Genomic DNA, 24862 nt, shown 5'->3' on the forward strand with positions numbered 1-24862 from the left:
CCTGTGGGAGCGGGCTTGCCCGCGATTGTTTCTGTCCGGCGAAAATGATCTTGGGGTTACTTGAAGCCGTTCTGGCGCCACGCTTCGTACACGGCGACCGCCACGGTGTTCGACAGGTTCAGGCTGCGACAGCCTTCACGCATCGGTAAGCGCAGGCGCTGTTCCGCAGGCAAGGCGTCGAGCACGTCGGCCGGCAAGCCGCGGCTTTCCGGGCCGAACAGAAAGGCGTCGCCCTCGGCGAAGCTGGCATCGTGGAAGGGCCGCGAGCCCTTGGTGGTGAAGGCGAACAGCCGAGGATGACCGAGGCTCTCCAGGCAACTGGCGAGGTCTGCGTGACGTTGCAGGGTGGCATACTCGTGGTAATCGAGACCGGCCCGGCGCAGGCGCTTGTCGTCCATCTCGAAGCCTAGCGGTTCGATCAAATGCAGGTGGCAGCCACTGTTGGCGCACAGCCTGATAACGTTGCCGGTATTCGGCGGAATTTCTGGTTGAAAAAGGATGACGTGAAACATGCACGGCTCCGAAGGTAAAGATGACGGGCATTCTACGCCGCCAAAGGACCCGCGTTCGAAACTATTCCCGCGAGTGCTTGGTTCGCTGGCGATTGTCGGAATGATGGTGGGGCTGATGATCGGTCGCCTGACCGCGCCCGACCCGACTGTTTTGCAGCAGGTCGAGGTCACAAGCGACGGGCTGGTGGCGTGGTTCAACAACGAACCCAAGAGCCACGGCGAGTTCGTGGACGGTAGTCTCGCGCTGCTGTTCGAGGCTGAGGGCAAGGCGCAGAAAGGTCAGCTCAGGCTCGGCGACAAAAGCGTCAACTGGCGGGTGCGTTTGAGTGATGGGGGGTTGTTGCTGTCGGTGGTGGCGGCCCGGCCGCTGCAAGGCGAATGGGCCGGCAGCGAGGTCGATGACCGCTGGCGGTTGGAGATCCATCTCCGGGAGCAATAAAAGAGGGAATCCCCGGCCTGCCTGTACCAAGGTTCCCAAAACGGCAGGGCTCGCGCATTGCGTCGTGAGCCCGGTGTAAAGAAGGAACCCCTGACCTGCCTGTATCAAGGGCCCCAAAACTGTTTGGGCTCGTCGCTTGTGCGGTGTGAGCCCGATGTTAAAGAGGGGAATCCCCGGCCTGCCTGTACCAAGGTCCCCGAAACCGGGTAGTGAACCGAATCACTGAATGGACTGTTGCAGGGGGCGTGCCAGGTTTTAACAATTTGGTACAGAAAGCCGTCCTTGAACGCGCAAAGCCCCGTATTTCGGGGCTTTCGTGTTTTTTCGAGTGGGGTTCAATTGCGAAAAAATGCGAGGTTGTGAATCAGTCTTTGTGCGCGATTGCGGTTCACGGTGCATTGCCACGGTGCACCAGGCCCCTAAAAGCATCGCGGGCAAGCCTTGCTCCTACCGGTCATGCGCAATGTCAAAATTGGCGTATGACCGGTAGGAGCAAGGCTTGCCCGCGATTGGATGTAACAGTCAGTGAAAAACTAAAGCTGCTTAGCCCTCATCCCCCTCGTCATCATCCCCGCCATCAACCTTCATTCCCAATTCCTTGATCTTGCGCGTCAGGGTATTGCGACCCCAGCCCAGCAAAACGGCAGCATCGCGGCGGCGGCCGGCGGTGTGTTTGAGCGCGGTTTCGATCATGATCCGTTCGAAGGCCGGCACGGCGCTGTCGAGCAGGCTTGACTGACCACGCGCCAGCGCCTGATCGGCCCACTGGCGAAGCGCTTGCTCCCAGTTGGTCACCGGCGCCGAATCTTGCGGCAGGCTCAGCAATTCCGGCGGCAGGTCGCTGATGTGCACTTCGCGACCGGAGGCCATCACCGTAATCCAGCGGCAGGTGTTCTCCAGCTGGCGCACGTTGCCGCCCCACGGCAGGTTCTTCAGGTATTCCTCGGTTTCGCTTTTCAGCAGCTTCGGCTCGACCGCCAGTTCTTGCGCGGCGCGGCTGAGGAAGTGCTTGGCCAGCGTCGGGATGTCTTCACGACGGTCCGACAGGCGCGGAATGTGGATGCGGATCACGTTGAGGCGATGGAACAAGTCCTCACGGAATTTCCCGGCATGCACCAGGGTTTCCAGATTCTGGTGAGTCGCGGCGATGATTCGCACATCGACCTTCACCGGCACATGACCGCCCACGCGATAGAACTCGCCGTCGGCCAATACACGCAGCAAGCGCGTCTGGGTGTCGGCCGGCATGTCGCCGATTTCATCAAGGAACAGCGTGCCGCCGTCAGCCTGCTCGAAACGGCCGCGACGCAAGTTGGCCGCGCCGGTGAACGCGCCTTTCTCGTGGCCGAACAGCTCTGATTCCATCAAGTCTTTTGGAATGGCCGCCATGTTCAGCGCGATAAACGGCGAGGCGGCCCGTGGGCTGTGGCGGTGCAGCGCGTGGGCTACCAGTTCTTTACCGGTACCGGATTCGCCATTGATCAACACGGTGATGTTGGAGTGGCTCAAGCGCCCGATGGCGCGAAACACTTCCTGCATGGCCGGCGCTTCACCGATGATTTCCGGGGTACGCGTCAGGGTTGGCGCGACTTCCAGGCCTTGCTGTTCCTGGGCGTGCTGATTGGCGCGCTTGACCAGGGAGACGGCTTCATCGACATCGAATGGCTTGGGCAGGTACTCAAAAGCGCCACCCTGATAGGACGCGACAGCGCTGTCCAGATCAGAGTGAGCCGTCATGATGATCACCGGCAGCCGTGGATGTTGCTCGCGGATCCGTGCCAGCAGGTCCAGGCCACTGGCACCCGGCATGCGGATGTCAGAGATGATCACATCCGGCTGCTGGCGCGCCAGGCGACTCATCACGCCATCGGCACTGTCAAAGCTTTGCGTAGTCATGCCTTCCTGTTGCAAGGCTTTTTCCAGGACCCAACGGATAGAACGGTCGTCATCGACGATCCACACGGTTTCACTACGGCTCATGTCGATGTGGCTCCTTGTTCCAGTGGCAGAAAGATCGAGAAAGTGGTGTGGCCTGGGTGGCTGTCACATTCGATCAAGCCCTGGTGCTGGCTGATGATGTTCTGGGTAATGGCCAGCCCCAGCCCGGTACCGTCCGGACGACCGCTGACCATGGGAAAGAAAATGGTTTCCTGAAGTTCCACAGGAATGCCCGGACCGTTGTCGATGATCTCGATCTTGGTCACCAGGCGATGGCGCACATGGCCGATGGTGAACTGGCGCATGGCGCGGGTGCGCAGGCTGATGCGACCCAGGCGCAGTTCGTTCTGGCTGCTGATGGCTTGCATCGCGTTGCGCACGATGTTCAGGACGGCCTGAATCATTTGTTCGCGGTCGATCAACACGTCGGGAATGCTCGGGTCGTAGTCGCGCACCAAGGTGATGCAACCCTGGCTTTCCGCTTCCACCAGATGACACACGCGCTCCAGCACTTCGTGGACGTTGCACATGGCCAGCGAGGGCAGCTTGTTCGAGCCGAGCATGCGGTCGACGAGGTTTCGCAGGCGATCGGCTTCTTCAATGATGACGTTGGTGTAGTCGCGCAGGCTTTCTTCCGGCAGTTCGCGGGCGAGCAATTGCGCCGCGCCGCGAATCCCGCCCAGCGGGTTCTTGATCTCGTGAGCGAGGCCGCGCACTAGCATCTTGCTGGTTTCCTGCTTCGACAACTGCGCCTCTTCCTTGGTGATGCGCAACAAGCGATCACGCGGGTGGACTTCCAGCAGCAGCAGGGTGGCGCCGTTGGCCAGGATCGGCGTTACGGCGTAGTCGACGGTCAATGTCTGGCCGGTGAGGGCGGTGAGCATCGCTTCGCGCTTGGTAAAGGGGTGCGCCTGCTCGACGGCCTGGCGCAGGGAATTCAACGCTTCGGTGGATTCGGTGAACAACTCGCTGATGAACTGCCCATGGCTACGCTGGCCGCTGATGGCCAGCAGCATCTCCGCCGCCGGGTTCATGTACTCAAGGCGCAGTTCGGCGTCGAGCAGGATGGTGGCAGTGGTGAGGTTGTCGAGTAGCAAACGGTGTAGTGCGTCGCTAATGGTCATCGGGACCTCTTCTGGGGCGGAGCGTGCGCACGAAACAAGCGCTGATGCGGGGAAAATGCAAAAACCAAACCAAGGCTCCGAAAAGAAGCGTTTAACCCCTGAAACGGACGTTTTAAGCTCGTTTGCGTGGCGTTCTGCCAGCTTTCGCGGGTACTTTCGAACCAAAATGGGTTGCGATGTGGGAACGGTGCAACCTATTGCACCAATATAGTGCGCAAACCTGAACGGCGTTAGAACAAACGCAAGAACGGATTTTTTTCTTCTGCCGGTTTGTCTTTGAGCGGGCATTCCGGTCGTTGGCCGTAGTCGGTGAGGGTGCAGGGTTTGACCTGGCGTTTTTGCGCGAGGGAGGTTCGCTGCATGTGAAATGGCTGGTTGGCCGTGCGTTCGACAGTGCGGCCTTGCTCATCGAGGATTTCCACGGACAGGTTGGCGTGCCGCGATCGATATTGCTCAGCGGGAATACAGGGCTGAAGCCGGGTTCGGCAGTGGGTTGGCCATCAAGCAGCAGCCGGTAGCGATGACCCGGTTGCAGGCCGGGTTCGTTGGTGACACTGACGATGATTTCGCCGGCACTGCTACGGATCGTCGCGTCCGGTTCGGGCACCAGTATGCGCAGCATGTCGTAGTGAAACAGCGGCTGTTCTTCGGGCGGGTTCGCCGCCAACAACGGCTGTGCAGCGGTAGGGTGGGCGGCCATGCGGTTGCTGGTTGCCAGCGGCACACGTTTGGCGTTGCCGTGCGTTGGTTGGTCGGTGAAGGTGCGGTTGCCTTGGGCGTCGATGTAAGTGAACACCTCGGCCGACACAGGAAGGGCGATCAGCCAGGCCGCCAGCAGCCACCGACTCATGACTTATGCACCCTTTGTACGGTGAGCGTCACGGTCGGACTTTGCTGAAGCACGGTCTCTCCATTGAGTACCTGCACCGCCAGGCGGTGTTCGCCACGGTCGATGTTCACCAGCTGCAGGATCGGCACGTTGCTGGGTTGGCCGTAGGGTTGACCGTCCAGCAGCAGCCTCAACACATGCGGCGCCTGCAAGCGAGGCTTGATCAACACGGTGACGGTGAACGTGCCGTTGTTGGCGCGCAAGGCCTCGTCGGTGGGCAGGCCGGTCAACTGCAGCACCTCGTAGGCGCTGCGAGGCTGTTCGTCGCGGGTGACGTTCGACGTTGCGGGAGGCGTTTGGCGTTCCACACTATTGAGCGGTGGCAACTCAACCGGCTGCGCCTTGACGCCATCGGGCGGCTGATTGCTGTAAGCGGTGTTGCCGTCGACGTCGGTGTATTTGTAGATCTGGGCCATCACGGGAGAAACGAAAGACAGCAGCAGAAGCATAAAAAATGGCCGCATTCAGACTCCCTGTTAAAGCAAGGACTTACTCCGACAATGGAATACCTTCGCTGCCAGCATAGAACACAATAAGTTCTACCGGTTCATCACCGGTGACCCCTCGATGGGTGATATTGACCATTTCTGCGACGGCTTCGCCTTGTTTGACGCGTCTGGTCTGGCCGCTGTCCTTGCTCTCGATAATCAGCTCGCCGGAGAGGATATAACCCGCATTGGGAATCGCGTGGATGTGCCAGGGCAGTCGGGTGTTGGCCGGTATCTTGAGTTTGAGCACGGTCAGTTCGGGTGCGGCATCCGGGTAACGCATGTAAGGCGAGTTGTCCCACGACTGGCTGCTTTTGAGCAGGATTTCTCGTTCGATTTCTGTCGATTGAGGTTTTGTGGTGCAGCCTAGAAGGGTGAGGGCGGTGAAGGCGGCCAGTAGCGTCTTGAGTGGGAAAGTTTTCATCATTCCATCCATTGATTGCAGGTAGTGAACAGGCTACGAGTCATTCAACTGGGTTGATGCCGGACGATGCTGTGTGTGTGGGAGGAGAAATCGATATTCGTTGTCGGAAGCCGCCCACAAAAAAGGCCTCCCGAAGGAGGCCTCTTTTTGTCACGCTGCGTGCCGCAGCGCTACCGGATCAGCAGCTGTAGTACAGCTCGTATTCCAGTGGGTGTACGAAGGTACGTACCTTGATTTCTTCTTCGCTTTTCAGGGCGATGTAAGCGTCGATGAAGTCGTCGCTGAAAACGCCGCCTTTGGTCAGGAACGCACGACCTTTGTCCAGTTCTTCCAGGGCTTCTTTCAGGCTACCGCAAACTTGTGGGATCTCTTTCGCCTCTTCAGGCGGCAGGTCGTACAGGTTTTTGTCAGCTGCGTCGCCAGGGTGGATCTTGTTCTGGATGCCGTCCAGGCCAGCCATCAGCAGTGCGGCGAAGCACAGGTACGGGTTGGCAGCCGGATCCGGGAAACGTGCTTCGATACGGCGGGCTTTCGGGCTCGACACGTAAGGAATACGGATCGAAGCGGAACGGTTGCGAGCCGAGTAGGCCAGCATCACTGGAGCTTCGAAGCCTGGAACCAGACGCTTGTAGGAGTTGGTAGCCGGGTTGGTGAAGCCGTTCAGGGCCTTACCGTGCTTGATGATACCGCCGATGAAGTACAGGGCGGTGTCGGACAGGCCGGCATAACCTTCGCCAGCGAAGGTGTTCTTGCCATCTTTCCAGATGGACATGTGTACGTGCATACCCGAGCCGTTGTCGCCGTACAGAGGCTTAGGCATGAAGGTCGCGGTGCGGCCGTAGGCATCGGCAACGTTGTGCACGACGTACTTCAGGGTTTGGGTTTCGTCGGCTTTCTTCACCAGGGTGTTGAACTTGACGCCGATTTCGTTCTGGCCGGCAGTCGCCACTTCGTGGTGGTGAACTTCGACGGTCAGGCCCATTTCTTCCAGTGCGTTGCACATGGAGGTACGGATTTCGTGGTCGTGGTCGAACGGCGGAACCGGGAAATAGCCGCCTTTGACGCCTGGACGGTGGCCTTTGTTGCCGCCTTCGATGTCCTGGTCGGACATCCACGAACCTTGTTCAGAGTAGATCTTGAACATGGAGCCGGAAATGTCGGACTTGAATTTGACCTGGTCGAAGATGAAGAACTCTGGCTCTGGACCAGCGAACACGGTGTCACCGATACCGGTGGCTTTCAGGTGTTCTTCGGCGCGGCGGGCAATCGCACGTGGGTCGCGGTCGTAGCCTTGCATGCTCGAAGGTTCGATGATGTCGCAGACCAGGATCAGGGTCGGCTCTTCGGTGAACGGGTCGAGAACAGCGGTGGAGTCGTCCGGCATCAGGATCATGTCGGAGGCTTCGATGCCTTTCCAGCCAGCGATGGAGGAGCCATCGAACATTTTGCCGACTTCGAAGAAGTCGTCATCCAGCGCGTCGCGAGCCGGCATGGTCACGTGGTGCTGAGTGCCTTTGGTGTCTGTGAAGCGCAGATCAATCCACTTGACGTCATGATCTTTGATGAGTTGAACCGACTTCGACATAGTGTCCTCCGGGTGGCTTCGGGCTTAGTAGTGGATGCCCTTAGAATGTTGGTGATGCCGGCGCGAATACTCTGCCAAGGCAACCTGCCTCACAAGGGAGCAAATTGCATGCCAGTGCCCCACCATGGGTTTTTTGCCCCAAATACACGCTTATAAAGGCGCAAAGGCCCTTTAGGTGGGAAATCCCGCCCTACAATGTAGCGCTGAAATTCACAAATGACCCGTTTTGGTGCGCGCAAAACCTTCTGCACATTAATTGGTTAAACCTTGAGCAATTTCCGCTATAATCCGCGCCCCCCTTTTTCGGCAGGCCATGCGCGCGCTGTTTCCATGAAATTAATCGTAAAAGTCTTCCCTGAGATCACCATCAAGAGCCGCCCGGTACGGATGCGTTTCATCCGCCAATTGGCCAAGAACATCCGTGCCGTGCTCCGCGATCTGGACCCGGCCGTGGTGGTGAACGGCGTGTGGGACAACCTCGAGCTGGAAACCCGCGTCAGCGACCCCAAGGCCCTGAAGGAGATGGGCGAGCGCCTGAGCTGCATGCCGGGCGTCGCGCACTTCCTGCAGATCGATGAGTACCCGCTGGGGGATTTCGACGACATCGTTGAAAAATGCAAGCAGCACTACGGTGATGCGCTGGCCGGCAAGATTTTCTCGGTGCGTTGCAAACGCGCCGGCAAGCACCCATTTAGCTCGATAGATATTGAGAAGTACGTCGGCAGCCAGTTGCGCCGTCAGTGCGGTGCCGCCGGGATTGACCTGAAAAAGCCTGAAATCGAAGTCCGAATCGAAGTTCGCGACCAACGGTTGTTCGTGATCCACAGTCAGCACAACGGCATCGGCGGTTATCCGCTGGGTGCACTGGAACAGACACTTGTGTTGATGTCCGGCGGCTTCGACTCCACCGTGGCGGCCTACCAGATCATGCGTCGCGGCCTGATGGCCCACTTCTGCTTCTTCAATCTGGGCGGAAGGGCCCACGAGCTGGGCGTGATGGAAGTCGCGCACTTCATCTGGAAGAAGTACGGCAGCTCCCAGCGCGTGTTATTTGTCAGTGTGCCGTTCGAGGAAGTACTGGGAGAAATTCTCGGGAAAGTCGATAACAGTCATATGGGTGTAGTTTTGAAGCGTATGATGTTGCGCGCTGCTTCCCGTATTGCTGATCGACTGCAAATCGAAGCGCTGGTGACCGGCGAGGCGATCTCCCAGGTGTCGAGCCAGACTTTGCCGAACCTGAACGTGATCGACTGCGTGACCGAGAAGCTGGTGCTGCGTCCGCTGATCGCCAGTCACAAGCAGGACATCATCGACCTGGCCAACGAAATCGGGACGGCCGACTTCGCCAAGCACATGCCGGAATACTGCGGGGTCATCTCGGTTAATCCGAAGACGGCTGCCAAGCGCCACCGGGTGGAGCACGAAGAGAAAGAATTCGACATGGCGGTGCTCGAGCGTGCGCTCGAAAACGCCAAACTGGTGCCGATCGATCGCGTAATCGACGAATTGGGCCAGGACTTGCAGATTGAAGAAGTCAGCGAAGCGCTGGCGGGGCAAATCGTCATCGACATCCGTCACCCGGATGCCGCTGAGGATGACCCGCTGGACCTCGCTGGCATCGAGGTACAAACGATGCCGTTTTATGCATTGAACGCTCGTTTCAAGGAACTGGACCCTACTCGCCAGTACCTGCTGTATTGCGACAAAGGCGTGATGAGTCGCCTGCATGCCCACCATTTGCTCAGTGAGGGGCATGCCAATGTGCGCGTTTATCGACCGAGCTAAGAGCCCGGGGCTGTATGCCTGTGGCCTGCGTCACCGGCCCCCCGACTCTGCCGTCAAGCTGTAACGGCAAGGCCTGACTCTACTGTAAATCGCTGCCAAGACTTGTCAGCACACCGAATCCTCTGATCGAGATACACAAGTGATCGAAAATCTACGCAACATCGCCATCATTGCTCACGTTGACCATGGTAAAACCACCCTGGTAGACAAACTCTTGCGTCAATCCGGCACCCTGGAGCGCAACGAGCTCAACGACGAGCGCGTGATGGACTCCAACGACCAGGAGAAAGAGCGCGGTATTACCATTCTGGCGAAAAACACCGCCATCAACTGGAACGGCTACCACATCAACATCGTGGACACCCCGGGCCACGCCGACTTCGGCGGTGAAGTTGAACGCGTAATGTCGATGGTTGACTCCGTTCTGCTGCTGGTTGACGCTCAAGACGGCCCTATGCCGCAAACCCGTTTCGTGACCAAGAAGGCTTTCGAAGCCGGCCTGCGTCCAATCGTGGTCATCAACAAGGTTGACCGTCCAGGCGCGCGTCCGGACTGGGTTCTGGACCAGATCTTCGACCTGTTCGACAACCTGGGTGCTACCGAAGAACAGCTGGACTTCAAAGTCGTCTACGCCTCGGCCCTGAACGGTATTGCTGGTCTTGACCACACCGCCATGGCTGAAGACATGACCCCGCTGTACCAGTCGATCGTCGACGATGTACCAGCACCGAAAGTCGACCGTGACGGTCCGTTCCAGATGCAGATCTCCGCTCTGGACTACAACAGCTTCCTGGGTGTTATCGGCGTTGGCCGTATCGCTCGTGGTCGCGTCAAGCCGAACACCCCGGTTGTGGCAATCGATGCCGACGGCAAGCGCCGTAACGGTCGTATCCTGAAGCTGATGGGTCACCACGGTCTGCACCGCATCGACGTTGAAGAAGCAGCTGCCGGCGACATCGTCTGCGTTAGCGGCTTCGACCAACTGTTCATCTCCGACACTCTGTGCGACCCACTGAACGTCGAAGCGATGAAGCCGCTGACCGTTGACGAGCCAACCGTTTCGATGACCTTCCAGGTTAACGACTCGCCGTTCTGCGGCCGTGAAGGCAAGTTCGTGACCAGCCGTAACATCAAGGAACGTCTGGACAAAGAGCTGCTGTACAACGTTGCTCTGCGCGTTGAAGAAGGCGACTCGGCTGACAAGTTCAAAGTGTCCGGCCGTGGTGAGCTGCACCTCTCGGTACTGATCGAAACCATGCGTCGCGAAGGCTTCGAAATGGGTGTTGGTCGTCCGGAAGTGATCATCCGTATGGTTGACGGCGTTAAGCACGAACCGTACGAAAACGTGACCATCGACCTGCCGGAAGAATCCCAGGGCGCGATCATGGAGCAAATGGGCCTGCGTAAAGGCGACCTGACCAACATGGTTCCGGATGGCAAGGGCCGTGTGCGCCTTGAGTACAACATCCCGGCTCGTGGCTTGATCGGTTTCCGTAACGAGTTCCTGACCCTGACCTCCGGTGGCGGCATCCTGACCTCGATCTTCGACCGTTACGACGTGATGAAGTCCGGCGACATGTCCGGCCGTCAGAACGGTGTACTGGTGTCGGTAGCGACCGGTAAGGCTCTGACTTACTCGCTGGAAACCCTGCAGGCGCGTGGCAAGTTGTTCGTAGAACACGGCCAGGACATCTATGAAGGTCAAATCGTTGGCTTGAACAGCCGCGACAACGACCTGGGTGTTAACCCGACTAAAGGCAAGAAGCTCGACAACATGCGTGCTTCGGGTAAAGACGAAACCATCGCACTGGTTCCGCCTGTCAAGTTCACTCTGGAGCAAGCTCTGGAGTTCGTACAAGAAGACGAACTGTGTGAAGTCACTCCTAAGTCCATCCGTCTTCGCAAGAAGATCCTGGGCGAAAGCGAGCGTACCCGCGCTGCGAAGAAGTCCGGTAACTAAGTCATTTAGTTAGCTGGCAAAAAAACGCCCCCGACCGCAAGGTCGGGGGCGTTTTTGTTTGTCTGGCTGTAGCAGCTGCCGAGCTTGCGAGGCTGCGTTCGGCTGCGCAGCAGTCGTGAAATCAAACGCTGCGGTGCATCATTTCGACCTTGTCCCCGGACTGCGACTGCTGCGCAGCCGAACGCAGCCTCGCTGAGGCTCGACAGCTGCTACGGGGGATTGATCGTTCCCACGCTCTGCGTGGGAATGCCTCTATGGACGCTCCGCGTCCGCTTTAGTGCGGGGAGCATCTCGGGCTACATTCCCACGCCGAGCGTGGGAATGATCATGCGAAGGGGTTAAAACTTCTCGAGGGGCCGGCGACTGCTGCTGGTCTCGCGCGCCACTTCCTTGGGCTTGTAAGCGCAATACCCCGGGCGCGGCCCGATTTTCGGGTGGTTGCGGCACGTGTCAGGGCGCTTTTCATAAATAGTGCACAGACGGCTCTTACGATCCAGGTACAGGCAATCGTTGTTGCTCATGCGCTGGAGGGTAAAGATCTCGGTTTTCTGGCTGTAGCGCTCGACGATCCCTTCCTTCTGCAGGCGCTTGGCGATGTTTTTCGCCGGCTCGCCGCGCTCGAATTCGTCGACGATACCGATGCGGATCAGATCCTTGATCTTGACCTCGACCGGCAGCGTGCAGCAGCTGGACACGCAGGAACCGCACATCGGCGCAGAGTACTTGGCCCAGGTATCGAGGCGATCGATCTCAGCGGCGGCGATCAGGTTGGGCTTCATCATCGGTTGTTACCAGCACGTGCATCAGGGCGCGCGATCATACCGGGACTGGTGGATTTTTGAACAACCTTTCGCCAGATTTTTTTTGTATTGCCCAATCGGCACCGTTAATCCGGCACGGCCCCTGCATTGATTCAGGCACACGACAATGTAATGCCGACCGATCTCGCACTCTCAGGAAAAACTGCCGAACCAGAGCCCCCAGCGTCTGTCAGACCGTCTAGGCTCAACAACTCCACGCTCGCTCGAGGTCCTATCGATGACTCAAGAACCACTTGTTCGCGATGCAGAGGTGGCCGCATTCCGCGACGCCGTCTTGACCAAACTCACTTACGCGGTGGGTAAAGACCCGGATCACGCCTTCGACCACGACTGGTTCGAAGCCATCGCCCTGGCGGCACGAGATCACATGGTCGAGCACTGGATGGACCACACCCGGCAGATCTACCGCAAAGGGCAGAAACGGGTTTATTACCTTTCCCTGGAATTTCTTATTGGCCGGCTGCTCTACGACAGCCTGAGCAACCTTGGCCTGCTCGACGTCGCTCGCGAAGCCCTGACCGAACTCGGTGTCGACCTTGAACGCATCCGCCTGCTGGAACCCGATGCGGCGCTGGGCAACGGCGGCCTCGGTCGTCTGGCCGCGTGCTTTATGGAAAGCATGTCGACCCTCGGCATCGCCGGTCATGGTTATGGCATTCGTTACGAGCACGGTTTGTTTCGCCAGGCCATCGTCGACGGCTGGCAGCAGGAGCAGACCGAACACTGGCTGGACTTCGGCAACCCGTGGGAGTTTGAACGGCCAGAGGTTGTGTACCCGATTGGCTTTGGTGGCAGCGTCGAAACCTTCACCGATGAAAACGGCAAGACCAAGCAGGTCTGGACCCCGGTGGAAACCGTCCGCGCCATTGCGTATGACACGCCGGTGGTCGGTTGGCGCGGGGCGAGCGTCAACACCCTGCGTTTGTGGCGCGCCCGGGCCATGGAAGATTTGCACCTGGAACGTTTCAACGCTGGCGACCACTTGGGTGCGGTGGCCGAAGTGGCCCGGGCCGAAAGTATCTCCCGCGTGCTCTACCCGGCGGACAGCACCGAAGCCGGCCAGGAACTGCGTTTGCGTCAGGAATACTTCTTTGTCGCCGCCTCCCTGCAAGACTTGCTGCGCCGCCATCGCAACATGCACACCTCGGTCCTGACCCTGGGCGATCACGCGGCGATCCAACTCAACGACACCCATCCCTCGATTGCCGTGGCCGAATTGATGCGCCAACTGGTGGATGTCTACGACGTCGCCTGGGATGCGGCGTGGCAGGTTACCGTCGACACGCTTTCCTACACCAACCACACGCTGCTGCCGGAAGCGCTGGAAACCTGGCCGGTCGGTTTGATGGAGCGGATGTTGCCGCGACACATGCAGATCATTTACCTGATCAACGCCCATCACATCGATTCGCTACGCGCCAAAGGCGTGCACGATTTCGACGTGCTGCGTGCTGTGTCGCTGATCGAGGAAGACAACGGTCGGCGTGTGCGCATGGGTAACCTGGCGTTTCTCGGCTCCCACAGCGTCAACGGCGTGTCCGGCCTGCATACGCAATTGATGCGTAAAACGGTGTTCTCCGAACTGCACAAGCTCTACCCGAATAGGATCAATAACAAGACCAACGGCATCACCTTCCGCCGCTGGCTGTACCAGGCCAACCCCGAGCTGACGTCGATGATGGTCGATGCCCTCGGCCCTGATTTGCTGGACAACCCCGAAGGGCGCTTGCTTGATCTGGAACCGTTCGCCGAGAAATCCGCGTTCCGCAAGGCGTTCGCGGAGCAGCGGCTGCACAGCAAGAAAGCCCTGGCGCACCTGATTCACGAGCGGCTGGGGGTGGCGGTCAACCCGGCGGCGATGTTCGATGTGCAGGTCAAGCGGATCCACGAATACAAACGCCAGTTGCTCAACCTCATGCACACCGTGGCGTTGTATCAGGCGATTCGGGCGGAACCTGAAATCGACTGGGTACCGCGGGTGAAGATCTTCGCCGGCAAGGCGGCGGCCAGTTATCACCAGGCCAAGCTGATCATCAAACTGACCAATGACATCGCCCGGGTGGTGAACAACGACCCGACGGTGCGCGGCTTGCTCAAAGTGGTGTTCCTGCCCAACTACAACGTCAGCCTGGCGGAGAGCATTATTCCGGCGGCGGATTTGTCGGAGCAGATTTCCACCGCCGGCTTCGAAGCCTCCGGCACCAGCAACATGAAGTTCGGCCTCAACGGTGCATTGACCATCGGCACCCTTGATGGGGCCAACGTGGAAATGTGCGAGCGCATCGGCTCTGAGCACATGTTCATCTTCGGCCTCAGTGCGCAGCAGGTTGAAGCGCGCAAGCAGAACCATGAATTCAATGCGACGCCGGATATCGCCGCGTCTCATCGACTCAATGACGTGTTGCAAGCAATTCGTGGCGGGGTGTTTTCGCCGGATGATCCGTCCCGTTACACCGGGCTGATCGATTCGCTGGTGGATTACGACCGCTTCCTGGTGTGCGCCGATTTCGATTCTTACTGGAATGCGCAGATGCGCGTCGAAGCCCATTGGCACGACTCCAAGGAATGGTGGCGCTCGGCGGTGCTGAACACGGCGCGGATGGGCTGGTTCTCCTCGGACCGGACCATTCGCGAGTACGCCACGGATATCTGGAAGGCGCTGGAGTAACTTTTAGCAATAATTGCGTGCAAGGCCCGGCGATTGTTGGGCCTGACCGATATACTAAGCGCCAGTTCGCCGGATGGGTGACTGCGCTTAGGGATATCGACCATGCAATGGATTTTCATGCTGATAGGGCTGGTGCTCGGCTGGATACTCGACGAGTCGTTCAGTGATGCACTCTTGGGCGGCTTGCTCGGGTTGGGGATTGGCCAGGCCATTCGCATCGGCCGTCTGGATTCGCAAGCCACCGCGCAACGCCAATTACTGGCCCAGGCGCAGGTGGCGCTTGAGGCGGTGCAGCAACGTCTGGCGTTGCTGGAGGTGTCTGGCGTCCAGGTGCCTGATACCAGCGAGTCGGTTGCCAATGAATCGATTGCTAGTGAGCCGGCCCCGACTGCCGGGTTCTCACTCGACGAAATTGCGCTCCATACCCCGGAGCTGATCTGGGACCTGCCTCCCGAGCTCGAACCCATTACGGCGGCGGCCACTGAAACTAGTCGGCCACTGCCTGCCGATGCCTGGAAACCCGAACCGGTCACCCACGAACCGCAAGAACCCGTCACCCCGCGCGGCCCCAACTTCATCGACCGCGCCATCAGTGGCGCCCGAGCGTGGCTGTTCGGCGGCAACACCGTGCTGCGGGTCGGTGTGGTGCTGCTCTTCCTTGGTCTGGCCTTTCTGCTGCGCTACGCCACCGAAGGCATGGTGGTGCCGATCGAATTGCGTTACGCCGGCGTCGCAGCGGCGGCATTGGGGCTGCTCGGTTTGGGCTGGTGGCTGCGCCATCGCAATGCCAATTATGCGCTGATGCTGCAAGGCACCGGGATCGCCGTGCTGTACCTGACGGTGTTCGCGGCGATGCGTTTGCATCCATTGCTGGATCCGACGGCAGCCCTTGGCCTGTTGGTGGCGGTGACGGTGTTCTCGGCCATTCTGGCCATCACCCAGGACTCACTGGCGCTGGCGTGCGCCGCCGCGCTGGGCGGTTTTGCCGCGCCGATCCTCACGTCTACCGGCGCCGGCAACCACGTCGCGCTGTTCAGCTACTTCGCCTTGCTCAATGCCGGCATCCTCGCCATCGCCTGGTTCAAGGCCTGGCGGCTGCTCAACCTAATTGGCTTTGCCGGCACCTTCGGCATCGGTTTCGCCTGGGGGCTGCGTTCCTACGCGCCAGAATTGCTGTGGAGTACCGAGCCGTTTCTGATCCTGTTCTTCCTGATGTACCTGGCCATCGGCCTGCTGTTTGCCCGGCGCAAGTTGCTGGAAATGAGCGACGCCCCTGACGACGACAGCCGCGAGGCGCTACTGCGCTGGTCGGCGCGCAAGGGTGATTACGTCGACGGCACGATGCTGTTTGGGCCACCGCTGGTGGGCTTCGGCTTACAGTTCGCGCTGGTCCAGCATCTGGAATTCGCCGCTGCGTTCAGTGCGCTGGCGCTGGGCATGATCTACATGGGCCTTGCCCGTTTGCTGATGGGCGGACGGGCGCTGCTGTTGGCGGAAACCTGCCTGGCACTGGGCGTGATCTTCGCCAGCCTCGCGATTCCTTTGGGGCTCGATGCCCGTTGGACCGCCGCTGCCTGGGCCGTCGAAGGCGCCGGAATCTTCTGGCTCGGCCTGCGCCAGCAACGCCCATTGGCCCGAGCCTTTGCCTTGCTGTTGCAACTGGGTTCGGCGCTGGCGTTCCTCAGTGAACTGCGTATCGGTGAAGGCAGCCTGCTCGACGGCTCGCCGCTGGGCGCGATGATGCTCGGCATCGCATTGCTGTTCAGCTTCTATCAATTACGCAAGGCCTTGCCCGAGCTTACCTCGCAGTGGGAACGCCAAGGGCTGCCCGTACTGGCATGTCTCGGCCTGACCTTCCTCTATCTGCTGGCGCCGTTGTTCTTCCTCACCCAGGGCACGGCGATCAGTTGGGCGTTGGCGGGGTTGGCGACGTTGTTTGTCGGTCTGCGCCTGCAATCGCGCACGTTCCTGTTCACCGCGTTTGCCGTGCAGTTGCTCGGTGGCGCGTTGTTTCTGCTGCGGCTGCAAGGGGCGAGCGGCGAGTCGGCTGCGGTGTTCAGCGCCGGCTGGAGCGGATTGCTCAGCGCATCGTTGATCGGCCTGGCGTTGATCGCCGGCATGTTGCTGGCGGCGCGCGATGACATGGTGCGCAGCGACGTGAGATTGCTGCGCGGATTGTCGGTGGTGTTGCTGGCCGGTCTGGTGCTGATCAATCTGGCGGTGTTGTTCGTCTTGCCATGGCAAACCGCGAGTGCGGTGTGGGCGGCCAGCGGTCTGTTGATCATCTGGCTGAGCCTTTACCTGAAGCAGCGCGTGAGTTTTGTCTTCGGTCTGTTGTTGCAAGTGATCGGTGGCGCGGCGTTTCTGTTCGCCGGGCCGCAATTGCTCGGGCCGTTGGCCAGCGAAGGGCTGAAGCCGCTGGCGCACAGCGGTTTCTGGACGCCGCTGGTGCTGGGCCTGGCCGCGCTGGTCGGTGCCTGGCGCTTGCAACTGGGTAACCATGGCTCCGCGTTCGATGTCCTGAGTTTGCGGCGTTTGTCTGAAGTGTTGCTGGTGTGGGGCGCGGGGTGGTGGGCGCTGGCGTGGATCAGCGAAGTGCTGCGTTTTGCGCCGCAGAGTCTGCAAGCAACGTTGCTGTTGGCGGTCGCGGCGGTCAGCGTGGTGCTGTGGAGCGTGTTGGCGCTACGTCTGAACTGGTCGGCGCTGGGTTTGCTCTGCACATTGCTGATGCCTGCTGCCGGCGTCGTGCTGCTCGCGGCCTGGCAGTCGCGTTATCACCCGGCGGCCAGTTTCGGCTGGCTGGCCTGGGCTGCGGTGTTTGGGGTGCATTTCGTTTCACTGAAGCGTCTGGCGCCGATGTTGCCCGCCCGCGCCCTGAGCACCGCGCATGTGCTCGGCTGCTGGCTGTTGATCGGAGTGTTGGCGCTGGAACTGCGTTACGGCTTGCTGCTGTTGTCCGAGCAATACAACGCCTGGCGCTGGTTGGGTTGGGCGATTCTGCCGAGCCTGTATCTGGTGCTGATGGCGGCACCGCGCAACGGGCCGTGGCCGGTGTCGGCTTATCCTCGCGAATATCGCCTGTATGCGGCGGCGCCGCTGGCGTTGCTGATGCTCGGCTGGTTCTGGCTGGCAAACGTCGTCAGTGACGGCACCGCCGAACCACTGCCGTATGTGCCGTTGATCAATCCACTGGAGATGGGCCTGCTGTTTGCACTGTTCGGCGTCTACCTCTGGTCGCGCAGCGCCGTGACGCAACTGGCGATCCGCAAGGACTACGCCGCACACGCCACGCAACTGATCGCCGGGGTTTCGCTGTTCGTGTTCTTCACCGCGCTGGTCATGCGCACGGCTCATCATTGGGGTGGCGTGCCGTTCGAGTTCGACGCGTTGCTTGAATCGATGCTGGTGCAGGCCGGGCTGTCCATCGTCTGGACCCTGATGGCGCTGAGCCTGATGATCGGCGGTCATTTGCGTCATCGCCGCGAAGTCTGGCTGATCGGTGCGGCGTTGATCGGTGTGGTGGTGGCCAAGTTGTTCTTTGTTGAATTGAGTAACCGCGGCGGACTGGCGCGGATCGTCTCGTTTATCGGCGTTGGCGTGTTGCTGTTGGTCGTCGGTTATTTCGCACCGCTGCCGCCCAAGCGCGCCGAGGCAGTGCCGGAATCAGAAAAACCGGCCCCGGAAACCGAAGGAGTGTCGTCTTGAGTCAGAAGCTGAATCTGGGCTGGTTGAGCGTGGTTGCGCTGGGTGTGACGCTGTCGGTTGGCGCACAGGAACAACCCGCGGATTTCACCACTCAAGTGCCGTTGTCCGTGAGCGGCGAAGGCCCGTGGTATCGCCTCGATTTGCCGTTGAGCGTGCAGTTGAATGCGCGCCAAACCGACCTGAGCGATGTACGCGTGTTCAACGCTGCTGGCCAGGTTCAGGCGTATGCCTTGGCCCGAGAATCGGCCCAGACCCGCGAAAGTCGCGCGCTGACCGATGTGAAGTGGTTCCCGTTGTACAGCTCGGCGGATTCCACCGAGCGCGCGCCCAGCGTGCGGGTGCAATCAAGCGCCAACGGCACGTTGGTCGAGGTGCAGCCGTCCAGCCAGTTGGAGGCGGGCGAAGAAGAACTGCGCGGCTGGTTGCTCGATGCCAGTGGCATCAAGGCGCCGTTACAGCAATTGGTCCTCGACTGGACCACCGAGCACGACGGCTTCCAGCGATTCAGCATTGAAGCCAGTGACGACTTGCAGCATTGGCAGTCATGGGGCGACGGGCAGGTGGCGCGGTTGGCGTTTGCCGACGAACGGGTCGAGCAGCATGAGGTCGGCTTGCCGGGGCAATCGGCGCGTTATCTGCGCTTGCTGTGGACTTCACCACAATCGGCGCCAGTGCTGACGTCCGCGCAACTGGAAAGCGCGAGCAGCCGCAGCCTGCCACTGCCGTTGGTCTGGTCACAGGCCTTGGCCGGCAGCAGCTCGAAGGCGGGTGAATACACCTGGCAGTTGCCGATGGGGCTGAATGTCGAACGGGTGCAGATCGACCTGAGCCAACCCAATAGCCTGGCGCCGGTCACCTTGTCGGGTCGCCGGGAGAGCAGCTTGCCGTGGCAGCCACTGGGCAGCGGTTTGCTGTATCGCCTGACCCAGAATGGCCAGGACGTGGTGCAGAACGAATTGCAGTTGCCGGGGCAAACCGTGCAGCAGCTGAAGCTGGTGGTGGATGAGCGCGGCGGTGGCCTGGGCAGCGCCGCGCCGACGCTGAAATTTGCCGTGCGCTCGACGCAACTGGTATTCCTGGCGCGCGGCCCCGGCCCCTACACGCTGGCGCTGGGCAGTGCGACGGCGAAAGCGGTGAGCTTGCCATTGTCGACGCTGATTCCCGATTACAGCGCGCAGAAGGTGGCGACGTTGGGTAAGGCGACGGTGGACGGCGGAGCGGTGGTAACGCCGGTGTCTACATCGGCGGCCCCGGCGACGGGTGACACGAGCTGGAAGAAGCTCGGCCTGTGGGCCGTGTTGTTGCTCAGTGTGGTGTTCCTGGCGGCGATGGCGTTCAGTTTGCTGCGCAAACCACCGGTCAAACCCTGAGAACGGCTGGCGCTGCGCGCCAAATCGCGGGCAAGCCCGCTCCCACAGGTGACCGGGTTTCATTAGAGATACGCGGTCGAATGTGGGAGCGGGCTTGCCCGCGAAGGCGGACTGCCTGGCAAAGAAAATCTCGAATCTGCCCCCTGCCACCGGTCCACATCCGGCCCGTTTCGAACTACGCTCATCCCCGCGCATGAACTCTCTTGGGCGTATCACGTCTGATAGGAGGAAATGCGCCTCGACTCGCGTTAAACTGCGCGGGTTTTTAGCCCCCCATTCCACCGGAGCCTTCCATGTCCCGCGTTACCCTGAGTCGCTATTTGATTGAGCAGACCCGTAGCAACAACACTCCTGCCGATCTGCGTTTCCTGATCGAAGTGGTGGCGCGTGCTTGCAAAGAAATCAACCACGCCGTGTCCAAAGGCGCCCTGGGTGGTGTTCTGGGCAGCATGGGCACTGAAAACGTCCAGGGCGAAGTGCAGAAGAAGCTCGACGTGATCTCCAACGAGATCCTGCTCGAAGCCAACGAATGGGGCGGTCACCTGGCCGGCATGGCGTCCGAAGAAATGGACAATGCCTACCAGATCCCGGGCAAATACCCGAAAGGCGCGTACCTGCTGGTATTCGACCCGCTGGACGGTTCGTCGAACATCGACATCAACGCCCCGGTCGGCACCATCTTCTCGGTACTGCGCTGCCCGAACGAATACCTGAGCCAGAACGAGCCCTTGAATGAAAAGGCCTTCCTGCAGCCAGGCACCCAGCAAGTAGCCGCCGGTTACGCGATCTACGGTCCACAGACCATGCTGATCCTGACCCTGGGCGACGGCGTGAAAGGTTTCACCCTGGACCGTGAAATGGGTAGTTTCGTACTGACCCACGAAAACATCACCATTCCTGAGTCCACCCAGGAATTCGCCATCAACGCGTCCAACCAGCGTCACTGGGAAGCACCGGTACAGCGTTACGTCGGCGAATTGCTGGCAGGCGATGAAGGTCCGCTGAAAAAGAACTACAACATGCGCTGGGTCGCCGCGATGGTGGCCGACGTGCACCGTATCCTGACCCGTGGCGGTCTGTTCATGTACCCACGCGACAGCCGCGAGCCGTCCAAGCCGGGCAAACTGCGCCTGATGTACGAAGCCAACCCGATGTCGTTCCTGGTCGAGCAAGCCGGCGGTGCTTCCACCGACGGTCACCAGCGCATTCTCGACATCAAGCCTGATGGCCTGCACCAGCGCGTGGCAGTGTTCCTCGGCTCGAAAGAAGAAGTCGAACGCGTTACGGCTTACCACAAGGCCTGATTCATGACCGCGCCCTGGCAGCCGTTGCTCGATTGGTGGTTTGGTTCTTTCCAATCCGCCAGCGAAATAGCGGCTGACAAGGGCAAGTTGTGGTTCGGCAAGCGCGACAGCCAGGACCTCGAAGCGCGCACGCGTTTCGGGGACTGGGTCGAGCAGGCACTGACCGGCGGTTTGACTGACTGGGCGCAACGCCCCGAAGGTTGGCTGGCTCTGGTGCTGTTGCTCGATCAACTCCCGCGAATGATCTACCGCGACACTCCCAAATCCTATTCCGGCGATCTCAGGGCTCAGGCACTGGTGGCGCAAGGCATTGCTGCGGATTTCGACCGGCAGTTGCGGCCGATTCAGCGGGTGTTCATCTATCTGGTGCTGGAGCACTGCGAACACCTGGTGGTGCAGAACGAGTGCATCTCGCGTTACATCGATTTGCTGGCGCAACAGCCGGAGGCGGATCGAACACTGTTTACCGACTATCTGGACTATGCCGAGAAACATCAGAGGGTGATTGCGCAGTTTGGGCGGTTTCCGCATCGCAATGCGGTGTTGGGGCGGGAGTCGACGGCTGAGGAGTTGGCGTTTCTGTCGAAGCCTGGCTCTCGTTTTTAGCCGATCGATCCCACGCTCTGCGTGGGAATGCAGCCCGGGACGCTCCGCGTCCCTTCCACAGCGGAACGCGGAGCGTCCGTTGAGGCATTCCCACGCGGAGCGTGGGAACGATCAGTAACGATCAAGCGCTTTAGATCCGGAAGCTGCCGACCAACTGCTTCAACCGCGCCGCCTGCTGTTCCAGGTCAGCGCAGGCGCGCAAGGTTGACTGCAGGTTTTCCACGCCTTCCTGGTTCAACGTGTTGATCTCGGTGATGTCGACGTTGATCGATTCCACCACGGCAGTCTGTTCCTCAGTCGCTGTCGCCACCGACTGATTCATCCCGTCGATTTCGCCAATGCGCTGCGTCACGCTGCCCAGGCGTTCGCCAGCCTGGTTGGCGATGCCGACGCTGCTTTCGCTCTGGCGCTGGCTGTCGGTCATGGTGCTCACCGCTTCGCGGGCGCCGACTTGCAATTCCTCGATCATCTTCTGCACTTGCTGCGCCGAATCCTGCGTGCGGTGCGCCAGGTTGCGCACCTCGTCCGCCACCACGGCAAAACCACGACCGGCTTCACCGGCGCGAGCCGCTTCGATGGCCGCGTTCAGGGCCAGCAAGTTGGTCTGCTGGGAGATGCTGGTGATCACTTCCAGAATCTGCCCGATGTTCACGGTGTTGCTGTTGAGCGTTTCAATGTTGCCGCACGAATCACTGATCTTCGCCGACAGCTGCTGCATCGCCGCGATGGTCTTGTCGACGACTTGCTGGCCATCTTCTGCCATGGCGCGGGCATCGCTCGAATGCTGGGAAGCGAGGGCGGCGTTCTGGGCGATTTCCTGGGCGGCGGCACCCAACTCGTTGATCGCCGCGGCCACGCTGCTGGTACGCGAGGCCTGTTGATCGGAGTTGAACATCGACGAGTTGGAAGCGGCCACCACACGCAGGGCGACTTCGTTGACTTGGCCGGTGGCCGACGACACTTCACGAATCGAGGTGTGAATACGCTCTACAAAGCGGTTGAAGGACGTGCCCAGTGCACCAAATTCGTCCTGGCCATGAATGGTCAGGCGCTTGGTCAGGTCACCTTCACCTTCGGCGATGTCATGCATCGCGCGGCCCATGGTCAGCAGCGGCTGCATCAGGACGCTGATCAACACGCCCAGCAACGCGATGATGATCACCACGGCAATCACCATGGCGATGATCGCCGAGGTGCGGAATTCGCTGAGCATCGAGAACGCGGTGTCCTGATCCAGCACCAGTGCCACGTACCAGTCTGCCGACGGCACACCGTTGACGTGGGTGAAGGACATGAACTGTTTCTTGCCGTCGATCTCGACTTCTTTCATGCCCGGGCTGACGTTCGGCGCGCCGTTCGGGTAGGCGTCGGCGAGGCCTTTGAGCACCAGTTTGTTGTCCGGGTGAATCAGGATCTTGCCGTCGGCACTGACGATGAACGCGTGGCCGTGGCCGCCGAAGTTCAGCGAGTTGATGATCGCGCTGACGCTGGACAGGTCAATGTCCGCGCCGGCAACGCCGATCATCTGGCCCTGATACTTCACTGGCGTGGCGACGGTGATCACCAGTTTGCCGGAGGATGCGGCAATGTATGGTTCGGTGACGATGGTCTGTTGTGCGCTGTTGGCCGCCTTGTACCAGCCGCGGGAACGAGGATCGTAGTCGGCGGCGCGATTGCCGGCTGGGACCGAGAACATCACGCCGTCAGTGCCACCGAAATAGCTCAGCTGGAAGTTGCTGGTGTAGGCCGGCAGGTCGATGGCGCGTTTCAGGCTGGCCTGGGCGCTGCCATCCACGGCGATCTGCTGGGACAGCGATTGCAGCAACTGGATGCGACTTTCCAGCCATGTCTGGATGTTGCTGGTGGTCAGGCTGCCGAGTTCCTGCATCGACGATTCGGTACTGCTGCGCAGGGTCTGGCGCTGGCGGTAGTCGTTGAACAGGATAAAGCAGGCGAACGCAACGGCGACCACGAGGGCGGCTGCCAACAGGATCTTGTGGCTGAACTTCATGTTTCTGGTCATTAAATGCATTACCGCGGAGGGGCTGGTCGGCGAGGGGCGTCAAATCGTCACAGTCGAGGGCTTGGCGCTGCCTCTATGTCGACTGGTCAGCGCCAAAGATTAGGCGCGTTTTTGCAAAAACCGACGAAATACTCAATGGCGCGAGAAAGTTACTGATTTTTCGAAAGAAGGCAGACGAGTGGCCCGATAAATAGCACAACAGTCGGGGAACCAGATGGGGGTTTGCTCTTCTAAGCTTCAGCTTGGCAGCCATGCCATTCCCCTTCGTTCCAGGAGTCTCACCATGTCGCTGCGTTCTATCGCCTTGCTCTCGTTCTGCGTGTTGTTGGCCGCATGCAGCAAGGTTAATCAGGAAAACTACTCGAAACTATCGACCGGCATGCCCAAGGCAGAGGTCGAGACGTTGCTGGGTACACCTGCTGATTGCTCGGGCGCGCTCGGCATGTCCAGTTGCACCTGGGGCGACAAAAACAGCTTTATCAGCGTGCAGTACGCCGGTGACAAAGTATTGATGTTTTCCGGCCAAGGCCTGAAGTAAACCGGGGCGCTGCGCCCGCGGGAGAAAAACAATGAAGCGGTTATTACTCGTACTTTTTGCCGGCCTGGTTTTGGCTGGCTGCGCCACTTCTGGCCAAGATCCGTTGGCGCCAAAAACCGTCAACAGCGTCAACCTCAAGCGCTACCAAGGGACCTGGTACGAGTTGGCTCGCATGCCCATGTATTTCCAGCGTGACTGCGCACAATCCGAAGCCCATTACACGCTCAAGCCGGACGGCAACCTGGCGGTCTTGAACCGCTGCCTGACGCCGCAGTGGCAGTGGGAAGAGGTCAAGGGCACGGCTTATCCACAGGTGCCGGGCAAAACCGACAAATTGTGGGTCAAGTTCGATACCTGGTTCTCTCGGTTGATCCCCGGCACGGCGAAGGGCGAATACTGGGTGCTGTACGTCAGCGACGACTACAAGACAGCCATTGTTGGCGACCCGAGCCGCAAGTATTTGTGGCTGCTGGCCCGCACGCCGACCGTCAATGGCGTCGTGCGCGAGGAGCTGCTGAGCAAGGCGCGTCAGCAGGGTTACGACACCTCGCGGCTGATCTGGCGTGCGTCCGAGCAGCAGATGGCCAAGACCTCGGACTAACTGCACATATACCTGTGGGAGCGAGCTCGCTCGCGATGAGGCCATCAGCTTCAACAGAAATGTTGACTGACAGGCCGCCATC

Annotated in this window: 18 protein-coding genes and 2 pseudogenes; 10 read left to right on the plus strand and 10 right to left on the minus strand. The window is 60.0% G+C overall.

Annotated features, from left to right (window positions below; all coding sequences use genetic code 11):
* Positions 1 to 56: 56 nt before the first annotated feature.
* A complete protein-coding gene (gene trmL, locus C7534_RS06800; RefSeq protein ID WP_046031233.1) occupies positions 57 to 512 on the minus strand; it encodes a tRNA (uridine(34)/cytosine(34)/5-carboxymethylaminomethyluridine(34)-2'-O)-methyltransferase TrmL in 456 nt (151 codons plus the stop codon).
* Between trmL and C7534_RS06805 the strand changes: the two genes are divergently transcribed.
* Positions 511 to 951, plus strand: a complete 441-nt coding sequence (locus C7534_RS06805; RefSeq protein ID WP_046031232.1) for a hypothetical protein — start codon at positions 511 to 513, stop codon at positions 949 to 951. The genes trmL and C7534_RS06805 overlap by 2 nt on opposite strands.
* Positions 952 to 1494: 543 nt before the next feature.
* Here C7534_RS06805 and ntrC read toward each other — a convergent pair.
* From ntrC to glnA, 6 genes and pseudogenes are all read right to left on the minus strand, one after another.
* Positions 1495 to 2931, minus strand: a complete 1437-nt coding sequence (ntrC, locus tag C7534_RS06810) for a nitrogen regulation protein NR(I) (protein WP_046031231.1) — start codon at positions 2929 to 2931, stop codon at positions 1495 to 1497.
* Complete coding sequence (glnL, locus tag C7534_RS06815; RefSeq protein ID WP_046031230.1) at positions 2928 to 4013, minus strand: nitrogen regulation protein NR(II); 1086 nt, start codon at positions 4011 to 4013, stop codon at positions 2928 to 2930. The genes ntrC and glnL overlap by 4 nt, the downstream gene beginning before the upstream one ends.
* Positions 4014 to 4243: 230 nt before the next feature.
* A pseudogene (locus tag C7534_RS06820) lies at positions 4244 to 4863 on the minus strand (DUF4124 domain-containing protein).
* The gene (locus C7534_RS06825) at positions 4860 to 5366 is read right to left on the minus strand and encodes a DUF4124 domain-containing protein (protein WP_109785346.1); all 507 of its coding nucleotides are present in this window, start codon (positions 5364 to 5366) and stop codon (positions 4860 to 4862) included. The pseudogene C7534_RS06820 and the gene C7534_RS06825 overlap by 4 nt, the downstream one beginning before the upstream one ends.
* A 25-nt stretch (positions 5367 to 5391) precedes the next feature.
* The gene (locus C7534_RS06830; RefSeq protein ID WP_109785347.1) at positions 5392 to 5814 is read right to left on the minus strand and encodes a cupin domain-containing protein; all 423 of its coding nucleotides are present in this window, start codon (positions 5812 to 5814) and stop codon (positions 5392 to 5394) included.
* Between the two features lie 178 nt (positions 5815 to 5992).
* Complete coding sequence (gene glnA / locus C7534_RS06835; protein WP_046031226.1) at positions 5993 to 7399, minus strand: glutamate--ammonia ligase; 1407 nt, start codon at positions 7397 to 7399, stop codon at positions 5993 to 5995.
* A 330-nt stretch (positions 7400 to 7729) separates the two neighbouring features.
* Here glnA and thiI point away from each other — a divergent pair, with 330 nt between their 5' ends.
* A complete protein-coding gene (gene thiI, locus C7534_RS06845; RefSeq protein WP_046031225.1) occupies positions 7730 to 9184 on the plus strand; it encodes a tRNA uracil 4-sulfurtransferase ThiI in 1455 nt (484 codons plus the stop codon).
* Positions 9185 to 9323: 139 nt separating this feature from the next.
* A complete protein-coding gene (gene typA, locus C7534_RS06850; RefSeq protein ID WP_007949013.1) occupies positions 9324 to 11144 on the plus strand; it encodes a translational GTPase TypA in 1821 nt (606 codons plus the stop codon).
* A gap of 338 nt (positions 11145 to 11482) precedes the next feature.
* Here the strand turns inward: typA and C7534_RS06855 are convergent, their stop codons facing one another.
* Positions 11483 to 11923 carry a YkgJ family cysteine cluster protein gene (locus C7534_RS06855; protein ID WP_090473876.1) on the minus strand — a complete coding sequence of 147 codons (441 nt, stop codon included), beginning with the start codon at positions 11921 to 11923 and terminating at the stop codon, positions 11483 to 11485.
* 259 nt (positions 11924 to 12182) lie between these two features.
* On the opposite strand from C7534_RS06855, the gene C7534_RS06860 reads away from it, so the two are divergent.
* The 5 genes from C7534_RS06860 to C7534_RS06880 all read left to right on the plus strand — a co-directional run bounded on the left by C7534_RS06860 (position 12183) and on the right by C7534_RS06880 (position 21618).
* Complete coding sequence (locus C7534_RS06860; protein ID WP_109785348.1) at positions 12183 to 14633, plus strand: glycogen/starch/alpha-glucan phosphorylase; 2451 nt, start codon at positions 12183 to 12185, stop codon at positions 14631 to 14633.
* 102 nt (positions 14634 to 14735) lie between these two features.
* A complete protein-coding gene (locus C7534_RS06865) occupies positions 14736 to 18338 on the plus strand; it encodes a DUF2339 domain-containing protein (protein WP_109785349.1) in 3603 nt (1200 codons plus the stop codon).
* Positions 18335 to 19708 carry a DUF3999 domain-containing protein gene (locus C7534_RS06870; protein ID WP_109785350.1) on the plus strand — a complete coding sequence of 458 codons (1374 nt, stop codon included), beginning with the start codon at positions 18335 to 18337 and terminating at the stop codon, positions 19706 to 19708. The genes C7534_RS06865 and C7534_RS06870 overlap by 4 nt, the downstream gene beginning before the upstream one ends.
* Positions 19709 to 20001: 293 nt before the next feature.
* A complete protein-coding gene (locus tag C7534_RS06875; RefSeq protein WP_046031220.1) occupies positions 20002 to 21012 on the plus strand; it encodes a class 1 fructose-bisphosphatase in 1011 nt (336 codons plus the stop codon).
* A 3-nt stretch (positions 21013 to 21015) separates the two neighbouring features.
* Positions 21016 to 21618, plus strand: coding sequence for a DUF924 family protein (locus tag C7534_RS06880; RefSeq protein WP_109785351.1), 603 nt, complete (start codon positions 21016 to 21018; stop codon positions 21616 to 21618).
* A 130-nt stretch (positions 21619 to 21748) separates the two neighbouring features.
* Here the strand turns inward: C7534_RS06880 and C7534_RS33225 are convergent, their stop codons facing one another.
* The gene (locus C7534_RS33225; protein ID WP_371916744.1) at positions 21749 to 22513 is read right to left on the minus strand and encodes a methyl-accepting chemotaxis protein; all 765 of its coding nucleotides are present in this window, start codon (positions 22511 to 22513) and stop codon (positions 21749 to 21751) included.
* A gap of 93 nt (positions 22514 to 22606) precedes the next feature.
* Positions 22607 to 23650: pseudogene (locus C7534_RS33230) on the minus strand (HAMP domain-containing protein); the annotation flags it as partial.
* Positions 23651 to 23924: 274 nt separating this feature from the next.
* Here C7534_RS33230 and C7534_RS06890 point away from each other — a divergent pair.
* Both C7534_RS06890 and C7534_RS06895 read left to right on the plus strand, forming a co-directional pair.
* Positions 23925 to 24179, plus strand: coding sequence for a lipoprotein (locus tag C7534_RS06890; RefSeq protein WP_046031217.1), 255 nt, complete (start codon positions 23925 to 23927; stop codon positions 24177 to 24179).
* Between the two features lie 31 nt (positions 24180 to 24210).
* On the plus strand, positions 24211 to 24780 hold the full coding sequence (locus tag C7534_RS06895) for a lipocalin family protein (RefSeq protein ID WP_046031216.1): 570 nt from the start codon (positions 24211 to 24213) through the stop codon (positions 24778 to 24780).
* Positions 24781 to 24862 lie beyond the last annotated feature (82 nt).

This window comes from Pseudomonas sp. OV226 (assembly GCF_003148705.1).
Taxonomy (GTDB): domain Bacteria; phylum Pseudomonadota; class Gammaproteobacteria; order Pseudomonadales; family Pseudomonadaceae; genus Aquipseudomonas.

Coding starts and splice junctions, on each gene's coding strand:
- C7534_RS06805 (WP_046031232.1), top strand. CDS start 511: ATGCACGGCTCCGAAGGTAAAGATGACGGGCATTCTACGCCGCCAAAG.
- trmL (WP_046031233.1), bottom strand. CDS start 512: ATGTTTCACGTCATCCTTTTTCAACCAGAAATTCCGCCGAATACCGGC.
- ntrC (WP_046031231.1), bottom strand. CDS start 2,931: ATGAGCCGTAGTGAAACCGTGTGGATCGTCGATGACGACCGTTCTATC.
- glnL (WP_046031230.1), bottom strand. CDS start 4,013: ATGACCATTAGCGACGCACTACACCGTTTGCTACTCGACAACCTCACC.
- C7534_RS06825 (WP_109785346.1), bottom strand. CDS start 5,366: ATGCGGCCATTTTTTATGCTTCTGCTGCTGTCTTTCGTTTCTCCCGTG.
- C7534_RS06830 (WP_109785347.1), bottom strand. CDS start 5,814: ATGAAAACTTTCCCACTCAAGACGCTACTGGCCGCCTTCACCGCCCTC.
- glnA (WP_046031226.1), bottom strand. CDS start 7,399: ATGTCGAAGTCGGTTCAACTCATCAAAGATCATGACGTCAAGTGGATT.
- thiI (WP_046031225.1), top strand. CDS start 7,730: ATGAAATTAATCGTAAAAGTCTTCCCTGAGATCACCATCAAGAGCCGC.
- C7534_RS06855 (WP_090473876.1), bottom strand. CDS start 11,923: ATGAAGCCCAACCTGATCGCCGCCGCTGAGATCGATCGCCTCGATACC.
- C7534_RS06860 (WP_109785348.1), top strand. CDS start 12,183: ATGACTCAAGAACCACTTGTTCGCGATGCAGAGGTGGCCGCATTCCGC.
- C7534_RS06865 (WP_109785349.1), top strand. CDS start 14,736: ATGCAATGGATTTTCATGCTGATAGGGCTGGTGCTCGGCTGGATACTC.
- C7534_RS06875 (WP_046031220.1), top strand. CDS start 20,002: ATGTCCCGCGTTACCCTGAGTCGCTATTTGATTGAGCAGACCCGTAGC.
- C7534_RS06880 (WP_109785351.1), top strand. CDS start 21,016: ATGACCGCGCCCTGGCAGCCGTTGCTCGATTGGTGGTTTGGTTCTTTC.
- C7534_RS33225 (WP_371916744.1), bottom strand. CDS start 22,513: ATGTTCAACTCCGATCAACAGGCCTCGCGTACCAGCAGCGTGGCCGCG.
- C7534_RS06890 (WP_046031217.1), top strand. CDS start 23,925: ATGTCGCTGCGTTCTATCGCCTTGCTCTCGTTCTGCGTGTTGTTGGCC.
- C7534_RS06895 (WP_046031216.1), top strand. CDS start 24,211: ATGAAGCGGTTATTACTCGTACTTTTTGCCGGCCTGGTTTTGGCTGGC.